Annotated in this window: 16 protein-coding genes; 6 read left to right on the forward strand and 10 right to left on the reverse strand. The window is 62.4% G+C overall.

Translation table 11 applies throughout. The features are described 5' to 3' along the window. Nucleotides 1-45: 45 nt before the first annotated feature. Nucleotides 46-1,314, reverse strand: coding sequence for a Gfo/Idh/MocA family protein (locus tag OVA24_RS08305; RefSeq protein ID WP_267674740.1), 1,269 nt, complete (start codon nucleotides 1,312-1,314; stop codon nucleotides 46-48). Between the two features lie 166 nt (nucleotides 1,315-1,480). Here OVA24_RS08305 and OVA24_RS08310 point away from each other — a divergent pair, with 166 nt between their 5' ends. The 5 genes from OVA24_RS08310 to alr all read left to right on the forward strand — a co-directional run bounded on the left by OVA24_RS08310 (nucleotide 1,481) and on the right by alr (nucleotide 6,548). Next, nucleotides 1,481-2,911: a neutral/alkaline non-lysosomal ceramidase N-terminal domain-containing protein gene (locus OVA24_RS08310; RefSeq protein ID WP_267674741.1), complete on the forward strand. Its 1,431-nt coding sequence runs from the start codon at nucleotides 1,481-1,483 to the stop codon at nucleotides 2,909-2,911. A gap of 8 nt (nucleotides 2,912-2,919) precedes the next feature. Next, the gene (locus OVA24_RS08315; protein ID WP_267674742.1) at nucleotides 2,920-3,930 is read left to right on the forward strand and encodes a Gfo/Idh/MocA family protein; all 1,011 of its coding nucleotides are present in this window, start codon (nucleotides 2,920-2,922) and stop codon (nucleotides 3,928-3,930) included. Between the two features lie 41 nt (nucleotides 3,931-3,971). Further along, a complete protein-coding gene (locus tag OVA24_RS08320) occupies nucleotides 3,972-4,367 on the forward strand; it encodes a hypothetical protein (protein WP_267674743.1) in 396 nt (131 codons plus the stop codon). Between the two features lie 173 nt (nucleotides 4,368-4,540). Beyond that, the gene (locus tag OVA24_RS08325; RefSeq protein ID WP_267674744.1) at nucleotides 4,541-5,296 is read left to right on the forward strand and encodes a type II secretion system protein; all 756 of its coding nucleotides are present in this window, start codon (nucleotides 4,541-4,543) and stop codon (nucleotides 5,294-5,296) included. 139 nt (nucleotides 5,297-5,435) lie between these two features. Then, the gene (gene alr, locus OVA24_RS08330) at nucleotides 5,436-6,548 is read left to right on the forward strand and encodes an alanine racemase (RefSeq protein ID WP_267674745.1); all 1,113 of its coding nucleotides are present in this window, start codon (nucleotides 5,436-5,438) and stop codon (nucleotides 6,546-6,548) included. Between the two features lie 210 nt (nucleotides 6,549-6,758). On the opposite strand, the gene OVA24_RS08335 is transcribed toward alr, so the two are convergent. The 4 genes from OVA24_RS08335 to OVA24_RS08350 all read right to left on the reverse strand — a co-directional run bounded on the left by OVA24_RS08335 (nucleotide 6,759) and on the right by OVA24_RS08350 (nucleotide 9,493). After that, nucleotides 6,759-7,286, reverse strand: coding sequence for a hypothetical protein (locus OVA24_RS08335; protein WP_267674746.1), 528 nt, complete (start codon nucleotides 7,284-7,286; stop codon nucleotides 6,759-6,761). A 223-nt stretch (nucleotides 7,287-7,509) separates the two neighbouring features. Then, nucleotides 7,510-7,986 carry an RNA recognition motif domain-containing protein gene (locus OVA24_RS08340; RefSeq protein WP_267674747.1) on the reverse strand — a complete coding sequence of 159 codons (477 nt, stop codon included), beginning with the start codon at nucleotides 7,984-7,986 and terminating at the stop codon, nucleotides 7,510-7,512. Nucleotides 7,987-8,282: 296 nt separating this feature from the next. Next, complete coding sequence (locus tag OVA24_RS08345) at nucleotides 8,283-8,750, reverse strand: GNAT family N-acetyltransferase (RefSeq protein WP_267674748.1); 468 nt, start codon at nucleotides 8,748-8,750, stop codon at nucleotides 8,283-8,285. Nucleotides 8,751-8,782: 32 nt separating this feature from the next. Further along, nucleotides 8,783-9,493, reverse strand: a complete 711-nt coding sequence (locus OVA24_RS08350) for a hypothetical protein (RefSeq protein ID WP_267674749.1) — start codon at nucleotides 9,491-9,493, stop codon at nucleotides 8,783-8,785. Between the two features lie 122 nt (nucleotides 9,494-9,615). On the opposite strand from OVA24_RS08350, the gene OVA24_RS08355 reads away from it, so the two are divergent. Next, nucleotides 9,616-10,233, forward strand: coding sequence for a hypothetical protein (locus tag OVA24_RS08355; RefSeq protein WP_267674750.1), 618 nt, complete (start codon nucleotides 9,616-9,618; stop codon nucleotides 10,231-10,233). A 171-nt stretch (nucleotides 10,234-10,404) separates the two neighbouring features. On the opposite strand, the gene OVA24_RS08360 is transcribed toward OVA24_RS08355, so the two are convergent. From OVA24_RS08360 to OVA24_RS08380, 5 genes are all read right to left on the reverse strand, one after another. Beyond that, complete coding sequence (locus OVA24_RS08360; protein WP_267674751.1) at nucleotides 10,405-10,833, reverse strand: hypothetical protein; 429 nt, start codon at nucleotides 10,831-10,833, stop codon at nucleotides 10,405-10,407. 277 nt (nucleotides 10,834-11,110) lie between these two features. Beyond that, nucleotides 11,111-11,833, reverse strand: coding sequence for a metallophosphoesterase family protein (locus OVA24_RS08365; protein WP_267674752.1), 723 nt, complete (start codon nucleotides 11,831-11,833; stop codon nucleotides 11,111-11,113). A 128-nt stretch (nucleotides 11,834-11,961) separates the two neighbouring features. Continuing rightward, nucleotides 11,962-12,906 carry a hypothetical protein gene (locus OVA24_RS08370; protein ID WP_267674753.1) on the reverse strand — a complete coding sequence of 315 codons (945 nt, stop codon included), beginning with the start codon at nucleotides 12,904-12,906 and terminating at the stop codon, nucleotides 11,962-11,964. A 7-nt stretch (nucleotides 12,907-12,913) separates the two neighbouring features. Beyond that, the gene (locus tag OVA24_RS08375) at nucleotides 12,914-13,852 is read right to left on the reverse strand and encodes an ABC transporter permease (RefSeq protein WP_267674754.1); all 939 of its coding nucleotides are present in this window, start codon (nucleotides 13,850-13,852) and stop codon (nucleotides 12,914-12,916) included. Continuing rightward, nucleotides 13,849-14,709, reverse strand: a complete 861-nt coding sequence (locus tag OVA24_RS08380; RefSeq protein ID WP_267674755.1) for an ABC transporter ATP-binding protein — start codon at nucleotides 14,707-14,709, stop codon at nucleotides 13,849-13,851. The genes OVA24_RS08375 and OVA24_RS08380 overlap by 4 nt, the downstream gene beginning before the upstream one ends. Nucleotides 14,710-14,745 lie beyond the last annotated feature (36 nt).

Below are 14,745 nucleotides of genomic sequence, written 5' to 3' on the forward strand. Positions count from 1 at the left end.
TTCTCCATCGACGGAGGTTCCATCAGGTCCGTCGTTCCAGGCAGGTCAGACTTTTGCGTCCCAGCCCTTGCGGTATTCCCGTGCCCACAGCTTTTCCCCTTCGGGGTTGCCGATGAGTTTCTTCGCCTTAGGGTCGAAGCGGACGACCGTACCGGTGCGGAAGGCGATGTTGCCGAGGTGGCAGAGCATGGCACTGGTCTGGCCGACCTCGATCTCGGAGTTGAGTTTCGCCTTGCCACGGATGGCATCGAGGAAATTGCCGATGTGATCGGGATCTCCGGCGGGGCCTTCGGTCTCGGAAGTTTTCACGCCCTTTTCGTCATGGAAAACGCATTTGCCGCCGATGACGTACATGCTGCCGCCCTCACCATAAAAGGCACAGGTGGCGTGTTTCTCCACGGAAGACGGGTGGCAACTGCTCTGCTCCCATGATGCGCCGCAGTGGCCGAAGTCATAGATGGCGGAGCCGCTGTCCGGGAACTCCTGCTTGTCATCGAACCAATAGCGCCCGCCCAGGTAGCTGACCTGGCTGGGATGGTCCACACCGAGTCCCCAGCGGACGACATCCAGTGAATGCACGCCGTTGTTCGCCAGCTCGCCGTTGCCGTAGTGGGTGCGCCAGTGCCAGTCGTAGTGGACGTAGTCCATCACGTCCTCCCGCTCCGGCACGGGACCCTGCCACAGGTTGAGGTCGAGCTTTCCTTCCGGCGGCTGCGCGCGCTTGCCGATGGTCTTGCGGCTGGCGTCATACCACGCTTTGCCGTAGCGGACCTTGCCGATCGCGCCGTCATGGAGTTTCGCGATGCCCTCGACCACGCCCGGCCAGGACCGCCGCTGGTTGCCCATCTGGCAGAGGCGGTCGTATTTCCTCGCGGACTCGACGATCATCTCCGCCTCCCGCGGGTTGTGGCTGCCGGGCTTCTCCACATAGACGTGCTTGCCCGCGGCCATGCAAAGCAGGGCGGCCGGGGTGTGCCAGAAGTTCGGCGTCGCGATGAACACGGCATGAAGGTCCTTGTCCTCCAGGAAAGTCCGGAAATCCGTCACGCCCTTGCAGGGTTCCTTCTGGGTTTCGGAGATGGTTTTCATGCCCTTCGCCAGGCGGCCTTCGTCCGTCTCAGCCACGTATTTGATGCTCACTCCCGGCAGCTTCAGCAGCGCCTTCACGTGGTCCATGCCGCGCTTCAGTCCGACGACGGCCACCTGCAGGGATTCCCCGGTGGCTGCGGTGGTGGCGGCGGCAGCCATGTGGGGGAGCAACACCAGCCCGGTACCGAGCGTGGCCATGGAGGAAAGGAGTTCGCGGCGTTTCATGGGTTTGGTAGGTAAAATCGGATGCGGTTACGGCGGTGCTGTCCGGGCATTTGTCAGATCTCCGGAAAAGCATCCGAATGAGACGGTTTAAGAGTGTGGAACACTGAAAGGGAAAGCGTTTCAGAAAGGGTATCCGGAGCATGCATCCCTCCGGGCGCTCCATGTCATGATGATGAAGAACCTCTCCATACTATTCAGTGTGACCCTTTGCTCCCTGCCGTGGGTTTCCTCCGGTGGCGAAGAACTGCGGGCTGGTGCGGCCACCAGCAACATCACCCCGGCCCTGGGAGTTCCCATCATCGGCAACTTCGGCAGGCAACTCGCTGCGAACGTCCATGATGAACTCCACGTCCGCGCGCTGGTGGTGGATGACGGGAAAAAGAAAGTCGCGCTGGTCGTCTGCGACCTCCTCGGCATCCGCGGCACGGTTTCCGTGGAAGCGAGGAAACGGATCAGGGAGGCGACCGGCATTCCGGAGGAAAATGTCCTGATTTCCGCGACGCACACCCACTCCGCGGGGGATGCGCTGGGCCACCGCTATGACCTGAAGGCCCCGCTCACGGACTACCAGCAGTTTGTCGTTTCACGCATCGCGGATGCGGTCGGCATTGCGGACCGCAGGCTGCGTCCGGCGGAGGTGGCATCCGGCAAGGTGGACATCCCGGAGCATGTGTTCAACCGCCGGTGGTCGATGAAGGAGGGCACCATGCCTTCCAATCCCTTCGGCAAGATCGACAAGGCAAAGATGAACCCGGCTGTGGCGAGCCCGAATCTGGTGGATCCGGTCGGGCCGGTGGATCCCACACTTTCCTTCGTCGCGTTCAGGGAGCCGGGCGGGAGGCTCATCTCCCTGTTCGCCGCCTACTCGGTCCACTACATCGGCGGGGTGAAGTTCGGGGACATTTCCGCGGACTACTTCGGGGTGTTCTGCGGGGAACTTGGCAAGCTGCAGCCGCAGCCGCCGGATGCCGCATCCCCCCCCTTCGTGGCGATGCTGGCCAACGGCACCAGTGGTGACATCAACAATGTGAACTTCCGCCACGGCGGCCCGAAGTTCCCCGCCTATGAAAAAATGCTCATGGTCGGAAGGGATGTGGCCGGAAAGGTGGACGGTGCCCTGAAGACCGTGGAGTGGAAGAGGCAGGTGGAGGTGGATGCCCGCCACCGCGTGGTGGAACTGTTGCGCAAGCCCGTGGATCCGGAACTGGCCGCGTGGGCGGAGGAAACGGCGAAGAAGGAGGTGCCGGAGGGGAAGGTGGACATGCCGAAGATCTACGCGGAGCGGGTCCTTTCCATCGTGAGGGCGGAGCAGAAAATCGGGGTGCCGCTGCACTTCATCCGTATCGGGGAAACCGGCATCGGTGCCATGCCGGTCGAGGTTTTCGCGGAGACCGGGCTGGAGTTCAGGAAAGCGGCGCCGCTTCCCCATTCCTTCATGATCAGCATGGCGCACGACTACCTCGGCTACCTGCCCACACCGCGGCAACTGGAGCTGGGCGGCTACGAAACCTGGCCCGGAACGAATCACCTCGAACCGAAGGCCAGCGCCGTGATGCTGGATACCCTGCTCGAAATGGCGCGACAAACCAAACCCTGATCAACGACATGAACATGAAACACTGGATGATCGCCGGCCTGTGCGCCGCATGGATGGCTCCGCTGGCACCGGCGGAGGAAAAGCCGAAGGAGATCCGCATCGGGATCATCGGCCTGGACACCAGCCACTCCACCGCATTCACCAAGATCCTCAACGTCGGTCCGAAAAACCCGGAGGACGCGCCGAGGCTGGCCGGTCTGAAGGTGGTGGCCGCCTATGCTCCGGGCAGCAGGGACATCCCTGAAAGCTATGAACGCGTCCCGGAATACACCGAAACCGTGAAGAAGATGGGTGTCGAGATCGTGGATTCCATCGACCAACTGCTCACGAAGGTGGACGCGGTGTTGCTGGAGAGCAACGACGGGAAGGTCCATCTGGAGCAGGTGAGGCCCGTGCTGAAGGCGAAGAAGCCGATCTTCATCGACAAACCTCTGGCCGCCACCCTCGCGGATTGTCTCACGATCTACGACGAGGCCGCCGCCGCGGGTGTTCCCATCTTCACCGCTTCCTCCCTGCGCTACGGCACTGCCACCCTGCAGGCTCGCGCCGGAAAGATTGGCACGGTGAAAAGCGCGGAGGCGCACAGCCCGGCCAAGCTGGAGAAAAGCCACGTCGATCTGTTCTGGTATGGCATCCACGGAGTGGAATCCGTCTTCACCGTCCTCGGCAAAGGGGCGGTGAGTGTGAAGCGCGGCACCACCGCCGACGGCCTCATCCAGGTGACCGGGGAATGGACCGGAGGCAGGACCGGGGTCTTCCGGGAATCCAATACCACGGACCGGAAGGGTTACGGCGGACTGGCGAAAGGCGACAAGGGCGAGCTCGCCATCGGCGCGTACGATGGCTATGAACCGCTGCTTTTCGCCATCGCGGATTTCTTCCGGACCGGAAAGCCGCCGGTGGAGATGGCGGAGACGCTGGAGATCTATGCCTTCATGGAAGCCGCGGATGAAAGCAAGCGCCGCGGAGGGGAAGCCGTCACCCTGGCGGAGGTGATGGAGAAAGCCCGCGCGAAGTAAGAATGATTCGCGCACCGGGACATTCTGGACTACTGGGTGGGATGCACCGCTGGCACCTGCTTCTGATTCCGTTCCTGTTGCTGGGAGCCTGCGGTGGCATTTCCAGCAGCTCTTCCGGGAACCAGATGTTGCTGGTGCGGGAGTCCACCGGCTCCGCCGGGTACCGGAAGCTCATGGACAGGTCCCGGCAATGCGGAGACCTGCGCATCTTCATCGACCAGCAGGGTCTTCCCGATTTCCTCGCGGAGGCGAACAGTGGGGACAAGGATTACCTCATCTTCTACTATCTGGACCGGCACCAGGCATACGCCTGCCGCACGAAGGGCAAAGGCGGCACCACCATCGAGTTCGCAGGTCCCTACGCCATGACCAAAGGGGAGTGGAAGTTGCTCAGCGGGGTGAAATCGCGCGCGGAAACGGGTGCCGGAGTCCCCTGAAAAAGAGGGAACGGAAATCAGCGGAATTCCGGCTCCTTTCTTCATAACTTCCTTCTTGCGCCGCCTGTGGCGGGTTCTATGTTTGGAGCAATCCCGTGGGATTTTCATCCGGCGGGGGATCATTAAATCGGGGCGATTGCCCCATTCCAACGAAACCCAACATAAACAACAGTATGAAAGCGCATCGTTTATCGGCGCGGGGCTTCACGCTTGTGGAGCTGCTCGTCGTCATCACCATCATCGCCGCACTGGTGGGCCTCACCGCCCCCATGGTGATGAAACAGGTCAAGAAAGGCCCCTTTGTGGAGGCCCTCGGTAACTCGAAGCAGATCGGCCTCGCGCTGATGGAGTTCGAGAAAGACTACAACAGCTATCCTGACAAGGATACCCTCGCGGACGTGAAAATGAACACCGAATCCCCGCTCGCGCAGGCCGGTGGCAACACTTCCAACGACTACTTCCGCCAGCTTCTTGCCGTCGGTCACGGCAACGAGAAGATGTTCTACGCGAAAGCGGCTGGCACAAAGAAGCCGGACGACATCACCAGCCCTCCTTCCAAGGCGCTTGAAGCCGGTGAAGTCGGCTTCGGCTACGTCCTGGACGGCAACATCGCCTTCAGCTCCTCGAATGACACCAACATCCCGGTGGCGGTGACCCCGCTGCTGCGAGGCTCCACGGAGCTGTTCGATGCCGGTCCGTTCGGTGACAAGGCGGTCATCCTCCGCATCGACGGCTCCGCCAGCGAGCTGATCATCAGCAAGTCCAAGCGCGCGATGCTTCCCGGCGGCAAGAGCCTGCTCCAGAAGGGCGAAGGCACCGTGTGGGGCAGCGAAATCACCCCGAAGGTGGCCGCTCCGAAACTGCGTGGTGGCAGCGCCAACACCACTCCTGAAGGTGGCGGTGGAGCCAACCTCGACGTCGAGCAATAATCAACTGATCCCGCCGTCCTTGTGACGGCGGATCAATTCCAACCGGAAGATCCCCCGTGGGTCTTCCGGTTTTCTGTTTCATGAGGTTATGGGGCCATCTGTGTCTTGCCGGTGGACGGTGAGCGGCTAGCTTTGGCGCGTGAACGAAGTCTTACCGATCTCCCCGCCGAGGGCGTGGGCGGAAATTGACCTGGCGGCGATGAAACGGAACCTGGCCGTGGCACGGAAGGCGAGCGGCTGTGCGCTGATGGCGGTGGTGAAGGCCGGGGCCTATGGGCATGGCCTGGAGGATGTGGCTAAGGCGCTTTCAACGGAAGACATCGTCTTTTTCGGTGTGGCGAATGTGGGGGAAGCCCGGCGCATCCGGGAGGCGGGGGTGGACACGCGCATCTACCTCCTCGGTGCGACCTGGAGCGAGGAACGCCCGGAGATCGTGGCGCGGGACTGGACGCCCTGTATTTCTTCCCTGACGGAGGCTGCTCAGTTCGACGCGCTGGCCGCCGCCGCGGGAAAGGTGCTGAAAGTGCATCTGGCCGTGGACACCGGCATGGGGCGCGGCGGCTTCGTCGCGGATCACCTGCCGGAGGTGATGAGGGAACTGGCAGCCCTGCCCAACCTGGAGATCGAGGGACTGGGCTCCCACCTCCCCTCGGCGGATGAGGACGAGGAATTCACCCGGCGGCAGTTCGACCACTACCGTGCGGTCATTTCGGAGCTGGGTGGGCCGGATACCTTCAAGTGGCGGCACCTTTCCAACAGCGCCGGCCTGCTGGGCTATGACGGCACCGTGTGCAATCTCGCCAGGCCGGGCCTCATGCTCTATGGCGTCTCACCGCTGCCCGGGCATCAGGAAAAACTTTCCACCGTCATGTCTCTGAAGTCCCGTGTGACCTTGGTCCGGACCCTGCCCGCCGGGCACGGTGTGTCCTACGGCCGCCAGTTCGTCACCACCCGGCCGACGAAGGTGGCCACCGTGGGCGTGGGCTACGGGGACGGCTACCCCCGCCACATTTCAGGAAAGGGTGGGGAGGTCTGGATCCGTGGCCGCAGGTTCCCCATCCTGGGCCGGGTGACCATGGACCAGACGATGGTGGATGTGACGGATGCGGATGATGATGTCCGCGAAGGGGATGAGGTGGAGATGTTCGGCCCGAACCTGCCCGTGGCCGAGGTCGCGGAAAAGGCGGGCGTGATCGTGTGGGAAGTCTTCACCGGCATCACGCCACGGGTGAAAAGGTGCTATAAGGAGTGATCGGCAACTTTCTATCGTGCCGGGGCCGTGTCAGTCCTCTCCCCGGATTCGATGAGTTCAGCGTCAAAAGGCTGGTCCAGTTTCGTGGGCTTGCCCTTGCTCCTCAGGGTTTTCCGGTCGGTGAAATCCCATTCCCAACATTCTGATTCGGAAGTGCGATGGAAAGCGGGTCCGAAGATCTGAATGGCTTCGAGGTAGGTTTTTGGCCATTCATTTCTCAGGGATGCGTTCAGCATCACCGGCTTCTCCCCTCGATAGGAGCAGAATCGTCCTTCCATGAGTTCGGGGTTCCAACTGGAAGATGGATTGGGATTCACTTCCGCAGGCACTTTCGCCTGCTGGCCCCTCTTTGCCTACCGTGACTGTGATCAAGGTAATTGTTGAATCCTCCAGTTTCGCCTCGAAGGGGGCCTCCAAGCCGCCACCTCCATGGCGGAAGCGTTTTCCATCGCTGAAGTTCCATTCGCGGGCTCCTAATCCAGAAAGACTATGGATGAAAGCAGGCCCGAATATCCGGATCGCCTCGCTGTAAGTTTTGGGTGTGTGTTCCCTTAGTTTTGGATCCAATAAAAGCGGGTTGGGACCCACGTAGAACAGGAAGCGGCCGCCCTCGACTCCCGGCCTGTATTCGAAGTACCAATCGGGCAGGTCAGATCCGGGTAGGCCATTTTGCTCAGCGGCTGTGACCCGGGTGATGAAACCGAAGATGGTGATGATAGTGATCTGAAGGACGCTCATCGTTTGAAATGGTCGAGACCAGCCGCCAGATCGAGATTCTGGGAATGGATGGAACCCGTCACCTATGGGGGCGGGAGATGCGATCCCATTTTGGTGACGGAAAAGGCCACCTTCTGATGTCATCCTCCATTGGCTCCATTCGAATGGCTTTGCGCGGGGCGCAAAAAAAACGCCCGGGCGGACCCGGGCGTTTCTGTGAAAAAGTCCTTTGGTGGACGAGGGATCAATCCCAGCTGTCGCCGCCGCCTTTGTAGCCGCCACCGCCACGGCGATCTCCGCCGTAACCGCCGCCGCCACCTTTGTAGCCGCCGCCACCGCCACGGCGATCTCCGCCGTAACCGCCGCCGCCACCTTTGTAGCCGCCGCCGCCACCGCCACGGCGTTCACCGCCGTAACCGCCGCCGCCGCCGCCACCATAGCCGCCGCCACCGCCGCTGCGGAAGCCGCCTGGCTTGGACTCCTTCGGTTCCGAGGCGTTCACGCGGAGCGCGCGGCCTTGGAATTCGTATCCATTAAGCGCCTCGATGGAAGCGTTCAACTGGCTTTGGTCGCCGAGGGTGACGAAGGCGAATCCCTTGGATCTGCCGGTCTCACGGTCGGTGATGATTTTGACCCGATCAACAGGGCCGTAAGCGGCAAAGAGACCAGTGACGTCTTCTTCGGTAGCGGTGTAGGGCAGGTTGCCCACGTAGATGTCCATTTTCTTCAATTCTAATCACGCCATATTCATCACACTTGCCGGGACCATGACGTGAGGGGACCCGAGCGAAGCGCGTCGTCACGCATCCGGGATGCGCCGACTGGTTGAAGTAATCCGACTTTTCAGTTTGTGGCAAGTACTGAATGAACGGGTATCCGGAGGAATTTTTTTAGGAAATCCGGAGGGGCGTGATTGGTTCTGCTGGCGCTGGGAGCGCCGGTCTTCAGACTGGCATTGGCTTCGCCGGGTCATTGCCTTGGAATCGACCGGCCTTTTTTGACCACGGATCCAGAGAATCACGCGGATTGCGTGGACTCCGGCAGCCAGAGATAGCGCCGCTTGCGGAGACTGCCGCGGAGGAAATGGGGGTCGTCGGGCGGGACGTCCACCTCGTCGATGAAACGTGCGCCGAGGTTCCCGATGGTGCGGATGCTGGCGTGGTTGTCCGGGTCCGTGGTGATGATGAGGCCGATGGGAAAGGTGGCGGCCCACGGGGCGAGCGCGCGGCAGGCCTTTTCCGCGTAGCGGTGGCCGCGTCGCCCCGGCAGGATTTCGTAGCCGACATGGCCGGCGACGAAGGTGACATGGGGCGTGCTGCCGATGCGGAGGTTGATGTGCCCGGCCTCACGACCGCGTGCGTCGCGGATGACGAAGTGGTAGCCGGCGACGAAGCCCTCCGGCGCATTGTCCGGGGTCCTGTGGGAGAAGATGATCTCCACCTCCGCATGGGTGAGCCGTGCGGGTGGTTCCGGGAGGTCATCCATGGCGGGGATCCACGGATCGCCGGGCGGTGGCATCACTGGTGCTGTGCTTTCGTCCACAGGAGGGCGTTGGTGAAACCGAGGCCGAACCGCTGGCCGACCAGATCCTGGGAGTAATCATCCGTGGCGATGTCTCCTTTCGCGAGCTTCCGCAGGTGGGTGGAGGCCTGGCGGAACTGCTCGATGCTTTTCTTCGGCACGGTGTGCGGTGGTTTCGCCTCTTCCAGCACGGCGACCGCTGCATCCACCGCATCCGCGCTGGAGGTGAAGACGGAGGTCACTCCGGGGGACAACTCCGGCTTTCCGCTTTCCGTGGTGGCGGAGAGCGCGCCGCGGAAGGCGCCGGACTGCGCGAAGTAATCCGTCGCCGCCTTTGCCAGTGCGTTGATGGCGGGCTGGTAGGCGGGATCCACCCCGGCGTCCTGGAAGGCGACGGGGATGGCCGGGGTCTTCAGCTCCGTGCCATCCCGGATCTTCGTCGGGTCCGTGATGCCATTGACGACGGAAAGGAATCCCGAGAACCGCTCATGGCCGTAGGCATCCTGCGCGACGATGCCCAGATTCGATCCCGGCTTCAGCTCCACCTCCGGAGTGGACGGGGGCGGAACATCCGCGATGGCGACCACCGGCAGGGGAGGTGGCGGCGCGGGCGGGGCGGAGGCCGTGCCGGAGGGTTTGCGTGATGCCTTGTCGCATCCCGCCAACAGCAGGAGCGCGCCGATGGCCAGAACGATGGGAGAGCGCATGATCCGGAAACATAGATGAATCCGCCGGGAAATCGAGGGTTTGATGAAGGGATGCGGAATCTCCCGATGGGCGGCGTGATTTCTCGACAACTTCCCGGCGGCACGCTGCGATGGACGGCGACATGAACGAAGGGAACATCTATCAGGCACCGACCGAGTCAGGACCATCTTTCGCTCCACAGCCGATTCCCGTCCACAAGCCGGCGATTCTGCAGGTCTTCGGCATCCTCCACCTGCTCGCCGCGGGTTATGGTCTCATCACCGGACTTTGGGGCATATTCATGGCGGTCGCGGGGAACCCGTTCATCAACATGGTCCCGCCCGGACCGGCGCGCGACGCACAGGAGAACATGACCCGGGCCATCCAGCCGATGATGAACATCAATTTGGGGATCACTGCGGTCCTCGTGGTGCTGGTGACCATCGCCGGGATCAAGCTGCTCCGTGCGAAGAAAGATGCTGTGAAGGCGTCCAACCGTTATGCCATCGCTTCGCTTCTTGGGAAAATCGCCGGCGGCGTGCTGGTGTTCATCTACATGGTCCCGGCGCAGCGGCAGATGATGGAGGACCAGCTCGGACAGATGGGCGACCTGCCGGCCGGGATGAAGACGGGCATGGATGCCGCGATGATCGGCGGCGCGATCGGAAGCATCCTCTTCACCTGCCTCTATCCCATCCTGACTCTCATCCTGCTGAACCGCCGCTCCGTGAAAGGTTGGCTGGAACAGTTCGGAAAGTGAGGGGCGAGGGTAGCGTCATGGCTTCGCCATGACGGTGGGGTGGATCGGTGGGATCTTCCGATGCCAGGACGCTATGGATGGCATTCTTTCCTCGCGGAGTCGTGGGGAGGATCTCCGATCATTCGCATGATAAGCAGGGGGGGGAGGCTCATCATCGGTTGGCCGATGGGTTCAGTCCTTGGGATTGTTGAAGACATGCTTGCAGGAGGGGCATTCAATACGGCCCTCCGCGAACAGCGCACCGCCCAAGCCTCCGACGAGACCGCCGCCCACCGCACCGATGGTGCCAAAAACCGCTGCACCAGGAAAGGCGCCGACACCCCCTACGGCAACGCCGGTCCCTGCCCCCGCGTAGGCACCGCCAGCGCCACCGGCTGCAGCGCCGGAGGTGGTTCCTGCCACGATGGACCGCGTTCTGGAGGCTTTCCTTCCTTCCGGAAGAAAGCGTTTGTTGCAGTCAGGACACGGAACACTGCGATTCAACCACAGCAGATATTCCGTACGCTTCTTATGCTCCCTTTCCTCGTGGAGTTGATACTGTTTCCAGGCCAGCAGTCCTGCCATAGCACAAAACGTCACGGTTAAGATGGTTTTCTTCATATCCAAGGGGGTGTTCGGTCCCTCATATATCGGTCTTGGCTTTCAATCCATGGGAAAATACGGAGGAGGTTGTATCGTCCTGACAACGGGCTACTATCAAGTCTCTGGCAGCGGTATGGCTTCGCCATGACGGCTGGTTGGATGGTAGGGATCTTCGGATGCCAACAGGTCATGGATGGCATCCTTTCCCTGCGGAGTCTCGGGAGGATCGGTGTTTTCCCAGCCGTCATGGCGCAGCCATGCCGCTACTCCGGAGTGCAATCCCGCCGGGACGCACTCACCGCCCGTCCGCAAGCCGCTCCGCGAGCATCTCCGGCAGGCCGGCGGCGAGGATTTTCTCCTGCGTCTTCTTGATGTCATACTCCACCCTGCGGAAGACGACCAGGTTGTGGTCGATGTCGTAGATGGCGTAGCAGGCGCGCCAGTCTCCGTCGCGCGGCTGGCCGACGGAGCCGACGTTGATGAAGTACTTCGAGTTCGGCTCGATGGCGATGGACTCGGCGGGGACCTCGTGGACCTTGTCCGACTTCACGTAGACCCGCGGGACATGGGTGTGGCCGTGGAAGCAGAGCTGGGTGAACTGGTAGGAAAAGTTCGACATGGCGTCGAACCGGTTGGTCACGTAGTTCCAGTTCGCCGGTTGGTCGAGGGTGGCGTGGACGATGGTGAAGTCCGCGACCTGGCGGACCATGCGCAGGCGGCGCAGCCACTGGCGTTGTTCTTCGGAAAGCTGGGCGCGTGTCCATTCCAGCGCGGCGGCGGCCACCGGGTTCATGCTTTCCAGGGAATGTTCCCCGGAGGCGTCCTCATCGTGGTTGCCCTTGATGACCGGGCAGTTCATCTCCTTCACGATCTCCAGGCAGGCCGCCGGGTCCGCATTGTAGCCGACGATGTCCCCCATGCAGACATAGTCGGTGGTGCCTTGGGCGCGTGCGTCCTCGAGAACGGCTTCGAGAGCCTCCAGGTTGGCGTGAATGTCACCGAATATCGCGATCCGCATTGGGGTGGAGATAGGACTGATAGGGAATTGGACGCAAATTTTGGCGGAAGCGGGGACGGTGTCGAGGCGAAACCTCACGGGGCGCGTCCGTCAGGAAGGGGGAAGGGGCAGGTTGGGTTTGATCCCCATCACCTGAGGATACTTTTTTCCGGAGGGATGGCCAGATGTTCTTCGAGGGCCTTCAGCACCAGGGCCAAGCCGTCCACCGGGAAGTTCTGGCGTCGGTCCTCCCACAGGAATGACAGTGCGCGGTAGGCATGCCGGTCATCGTTGAAAAGCGTCCTGCTCAGGGAATAGCCGTCCTGGGCGGGGTTGGCGTGCATGCGGAGGACGAACAGGAGGGAGAGTACGGTGGGCGTGCGGTTGGTGCGGGACTCCGCCAGCTTTTCCCCCAGCGCCAGCGCCTCCGCCTCCCGGCCGGGCACGCGGGCCAGGTTGTAGAACCGGTTCCGCCGCGTGTGGGCGGGACCGCCGTGTTCGCTGGCGGCATGGTAGGCATCCGCGGCGGCCTGGTAGAGTTCCGGCGGAGTGGAACCGCCGGGACCGGTGAAGGCCGGCATCTTGTTGGCGTCCGAAAGCAGCAGGCCCAGTTCCGCGTTCAGGGTCCAGGAATCCGGGTTGTTGCGGATGCCCCTTTCGAGGAACTTCCGGCCCTTGATGACGGTGCTGCGCCACAGTTCCTGGCGGCGCAGGGGTGGCAGGGAACTGTCATTCTGGTAGCTGTGCCCCGCATTGTAGGCCAGGTGCCAGGCACCGTTGACCCAGTAGTAGGTGGTGGAGGGGGCCAGCGCCACGGTGGTCTCAAAACTTTCCTCGGCATCCATCCACCGGTCCTCGGTGAAAGCGGTGTAGGCGCGCAGATTGTAGAACGTGGCGACCAGCGTGCGCAACCCGCCGAGCGCGACCGCAAAACCCGTCTGGCCGATCTTTTCACGCGCATCCAGGTCCAAAGGCTCCGGCAGCAGCCTGGAGTCCCGCAGTTCCTTCGTCATCGCCAGCTCCAGCGGCGCGCGGACGGCTCCCGCCACCAGCAGGGCCACCATGACGATGAGGATTTTGCGGAGCGGGAGCATGGGCGGATCAGAATTCCTTGTCGGCGAAGATGAACCAGGAACACACGGTATAGAGCACCATGTAGAACAGGCCCAGACCCGCCAGCTTCAGCAGCACCAGCCCGGGCATGACGGCGCCCTCGATGATCGCGTCGATGACGTTGAAGAGCTGGAAATTCGGAATCACCAGTGAAACCAGGCCGGTCGCGACCTTCGCGGCGGCGCTGCCGGAGGTCAGATAGACGTTCATCGCATCCGCCTGGAAGTGACCGATGAAATAGATCAGGATCCCGACGATGGTGGTGAACAACGTGCTGGTGGAAAAGGTGGAGATGAACAGTGCGATGGAGGCGACGATGGCGGAGCGGATGAAAATGGCCAGCACCGCTCCTTGGAGCGACCAGCTCGGCCCATGCTTCAGCACGTCCACCCGCACCGCGTCCAGATACTCCTGCGGATGCCCCCGCTGCTGCGCCCAGGCGATCTCCGCGTCCAGCACCATGCCCGTGCGGATGTGCAGCACCCCGGTCATGACCAGATCCATCGCCAGCAGTGAGATGAAGATGAGTGAAAGCACGCCTAGCAGCTTCCCGGCCAGATAGTCGAACCGGGGCACCGGCTTCGCCAGGATGGTGTAGAGGGTGCGGTCCTCGATGTCCTTTGGGAGCAGCAGCGCGGTGGAGACGATGGCCATCACCACGGAGAACAACGTCATGGTGCCCAGCGACCAGCTTTTCACCAACGGAAGCACGTTGGTGTCCGCCGCCTCCGGGCCGCTGTGCTGCGGCAGGTTGAAGAAATTGCTGGCCAGCGCGATGACGGCGAAGACCGCCAGGAAATAGAACACCTTCATCCGCACCAACTGGGTGAAGGTGTGCATGGCGATGACCCGGATGCGGGCGGCGCGGGACGCGCGCTGCGGCTTCGCGGCCGGCGGGGCGGCCTGGATGGCGGAGGAGGGCGTCATTTGTCGTCGCGGGAAGTTTCCTGGAGGAACAGGCGTTCGAGGGTGGTGCGGGGCTTGCCGGTGCGGACCAGTTTTGCGGAGCCGGAGCGTTCCACCAGCGCGCGGATTTCCCCGATGAGTTCCGCCGGAGCGTCCTGCAGGATGATCTCCGTCTGCTCCTCGATGGCGATGAGATCCTCCAACCGTCCGGCACGGACGATCTTTCCGCGGAAGATCATCCCCACGTGGTCGCAGACCTCCTGCACCTGTTCCAGCAGGTGGGAGCAGAGGAAGACGGTGATGCCCTGTTCCCGCAGCTTGAAAATGAGGTCGCGGATCTGCCGGGAACCCAGCGGGTCCACCCCGGCGGTCGGCTCGTCCAGGATCAGCAGGCGTGGACGCTGCACCATCGCCTGCGCCAGGCCGATGCGCTGGAGCATGCCCTTCGAGTATCCGCCGATCCTGCGGTCCCGCGCCCCCTCCAGGTCCACCAGCGCCAGCAGATGGCCGATGCGGTCCTCCAGTTCCTTCCCTTTCAGCCCGCACAGCTTGCCATAGAAGCGGAGTGTTTCGGCGCCGCTGAGGTGCTTGTAGAAATAGGGGTTCTCCGGCAGGAAGCCCACGTCATGGCGGGAGTCGGTCTTGAGCGAATCTTTGCCGAAGATGGAGCAACTGCCGGATGTTGGCGCCACCAGCCCCAGCAACGCCTTCATGGTGGTGGATTTCCCTGATCCGTTGGGGCCGATGAGGCCATATACCTCGCCAGGCATGATGCGGATGGAGACGCCGTCCACGGCGCGCAGCATCTGGCGGCGGAAGGAGGTCTTGAAATCCTTCACCAGATCACGGATTTCGACGGCGGGCGTGGGGTCGGACATCGGGTGCGGGAAAGATTAGGGACGTCCGGACATCGG

It is taken from the genome of Luteolibacter sp. SL250 (assembly GCF_026625605.1).
Classification (GTDB): Bacteria; Verrucomicrobiota; Verrucomicrobiia; order Verrucomicrobiales; family Akkermansiaceae; genus Luteolibacter.

Coding starts and splice junctions, on each gene's coding strand:
- OVA24_RS08380 (WP_267674755.1), bottom strand. CDS start 14,709: ATGTCCGACCCCACGCCCGCCGTCGAAATCCGTGATCTGGTGAAGGAT.
- OVA24_RS08350 (WP_267674749.1), bottom strand. CDS start 9,493: ATGCGCTCTCCCATCGTTCTGGCCATCGGCGCGCTCCTGCTGTTGGCG.
- OVA24_RS08345 (WP_267674748.1), bottom strand. CDS start 8,750: ATGGATGACCTCCCGGAACCACCCGCACGGCTCACCCATGCGGAGGTG.
- OVA24_RS08335 (WP_267674746.1), bottom strand. CDS start 7,286: ATGAGCGTCCTTCAGATCACTATCATCACCATCTTCGGTTTCATCACC.
- OVA24_RS08315 (WP_267674742.1), top strand. CDS start 2,920: ATGAACATGAAACACTGGATGATCGCCGGCCTGTGCGCCGCATGGATG.
- OVA24_RS08375 (WP_267674754.1), bottom strand. CDS start 13,852: ATGACGCCCTCCTCCGCCATCCAGGCCGCCCCGCCGGCCGCGAAGCCG.
- OVA24_RS08370 (WP_267674753.1), bottom strand. CDS start 12,906: ATGCTCCCGCTCCGCAAAATCCTCATCGTCATGGTGGCCCTGCTGGTG.
- OVA24_RS08365 (WP_267674752.1), bottom strand. CDS start 11,833: ATGCGGATCGCGATATTCGGTGACATTCACGCCAACCTGGAGGCTCTC.
- OVA24_RS08305 (WP_267674740.1), bottom strand. CDS start 1,314: ATGAAACGCCGCGAACTCCTTTCCTCCATGGCCACGCTCGGTACCGGG.
- OVA24_RS08325 (WP_267674744.1), top strand. CDS start 4,541: ATGAAAGCGCATCGTTTATCGGCGCGGGGCTTCACGCTTGTGGAGCTG.
- OVA24_RS08360 (WP_267674751.1), bottom strand. CDS start 10,833: ATGAAGAAAACCATCTTAACCGTGACGTTTTGTGCTATGGCAGGACTG.
- OVA24_RS08310 (WP_267674741.1), top strand. CDS start 1,481: ATGATGATGAAGAACCTCTCCATACTATTCAGTGTGACCCTTTGCTCC.
- OVA24_RS08355 (WP_267674750.1), top strand. CDS start 9,616: ATGAACGAAGGGAACATCTATCAGGCACCGACCGAGTCAGGACCATCT.
- OVA24_RS08340 (WP_267674747.1), bottom strand. CDS start 7,986: ATGGACATCTACGTGGGCAACCTGCCCTACACCGCTACCGAAGAAGAC.
- OVA24_RS08320 (WP_267674743.1), top strand. CDS start 3,972: ATGCACCGCTGGCACCTGCTTCTGATTCCGTTCCTGTTGCTGGGAGCC.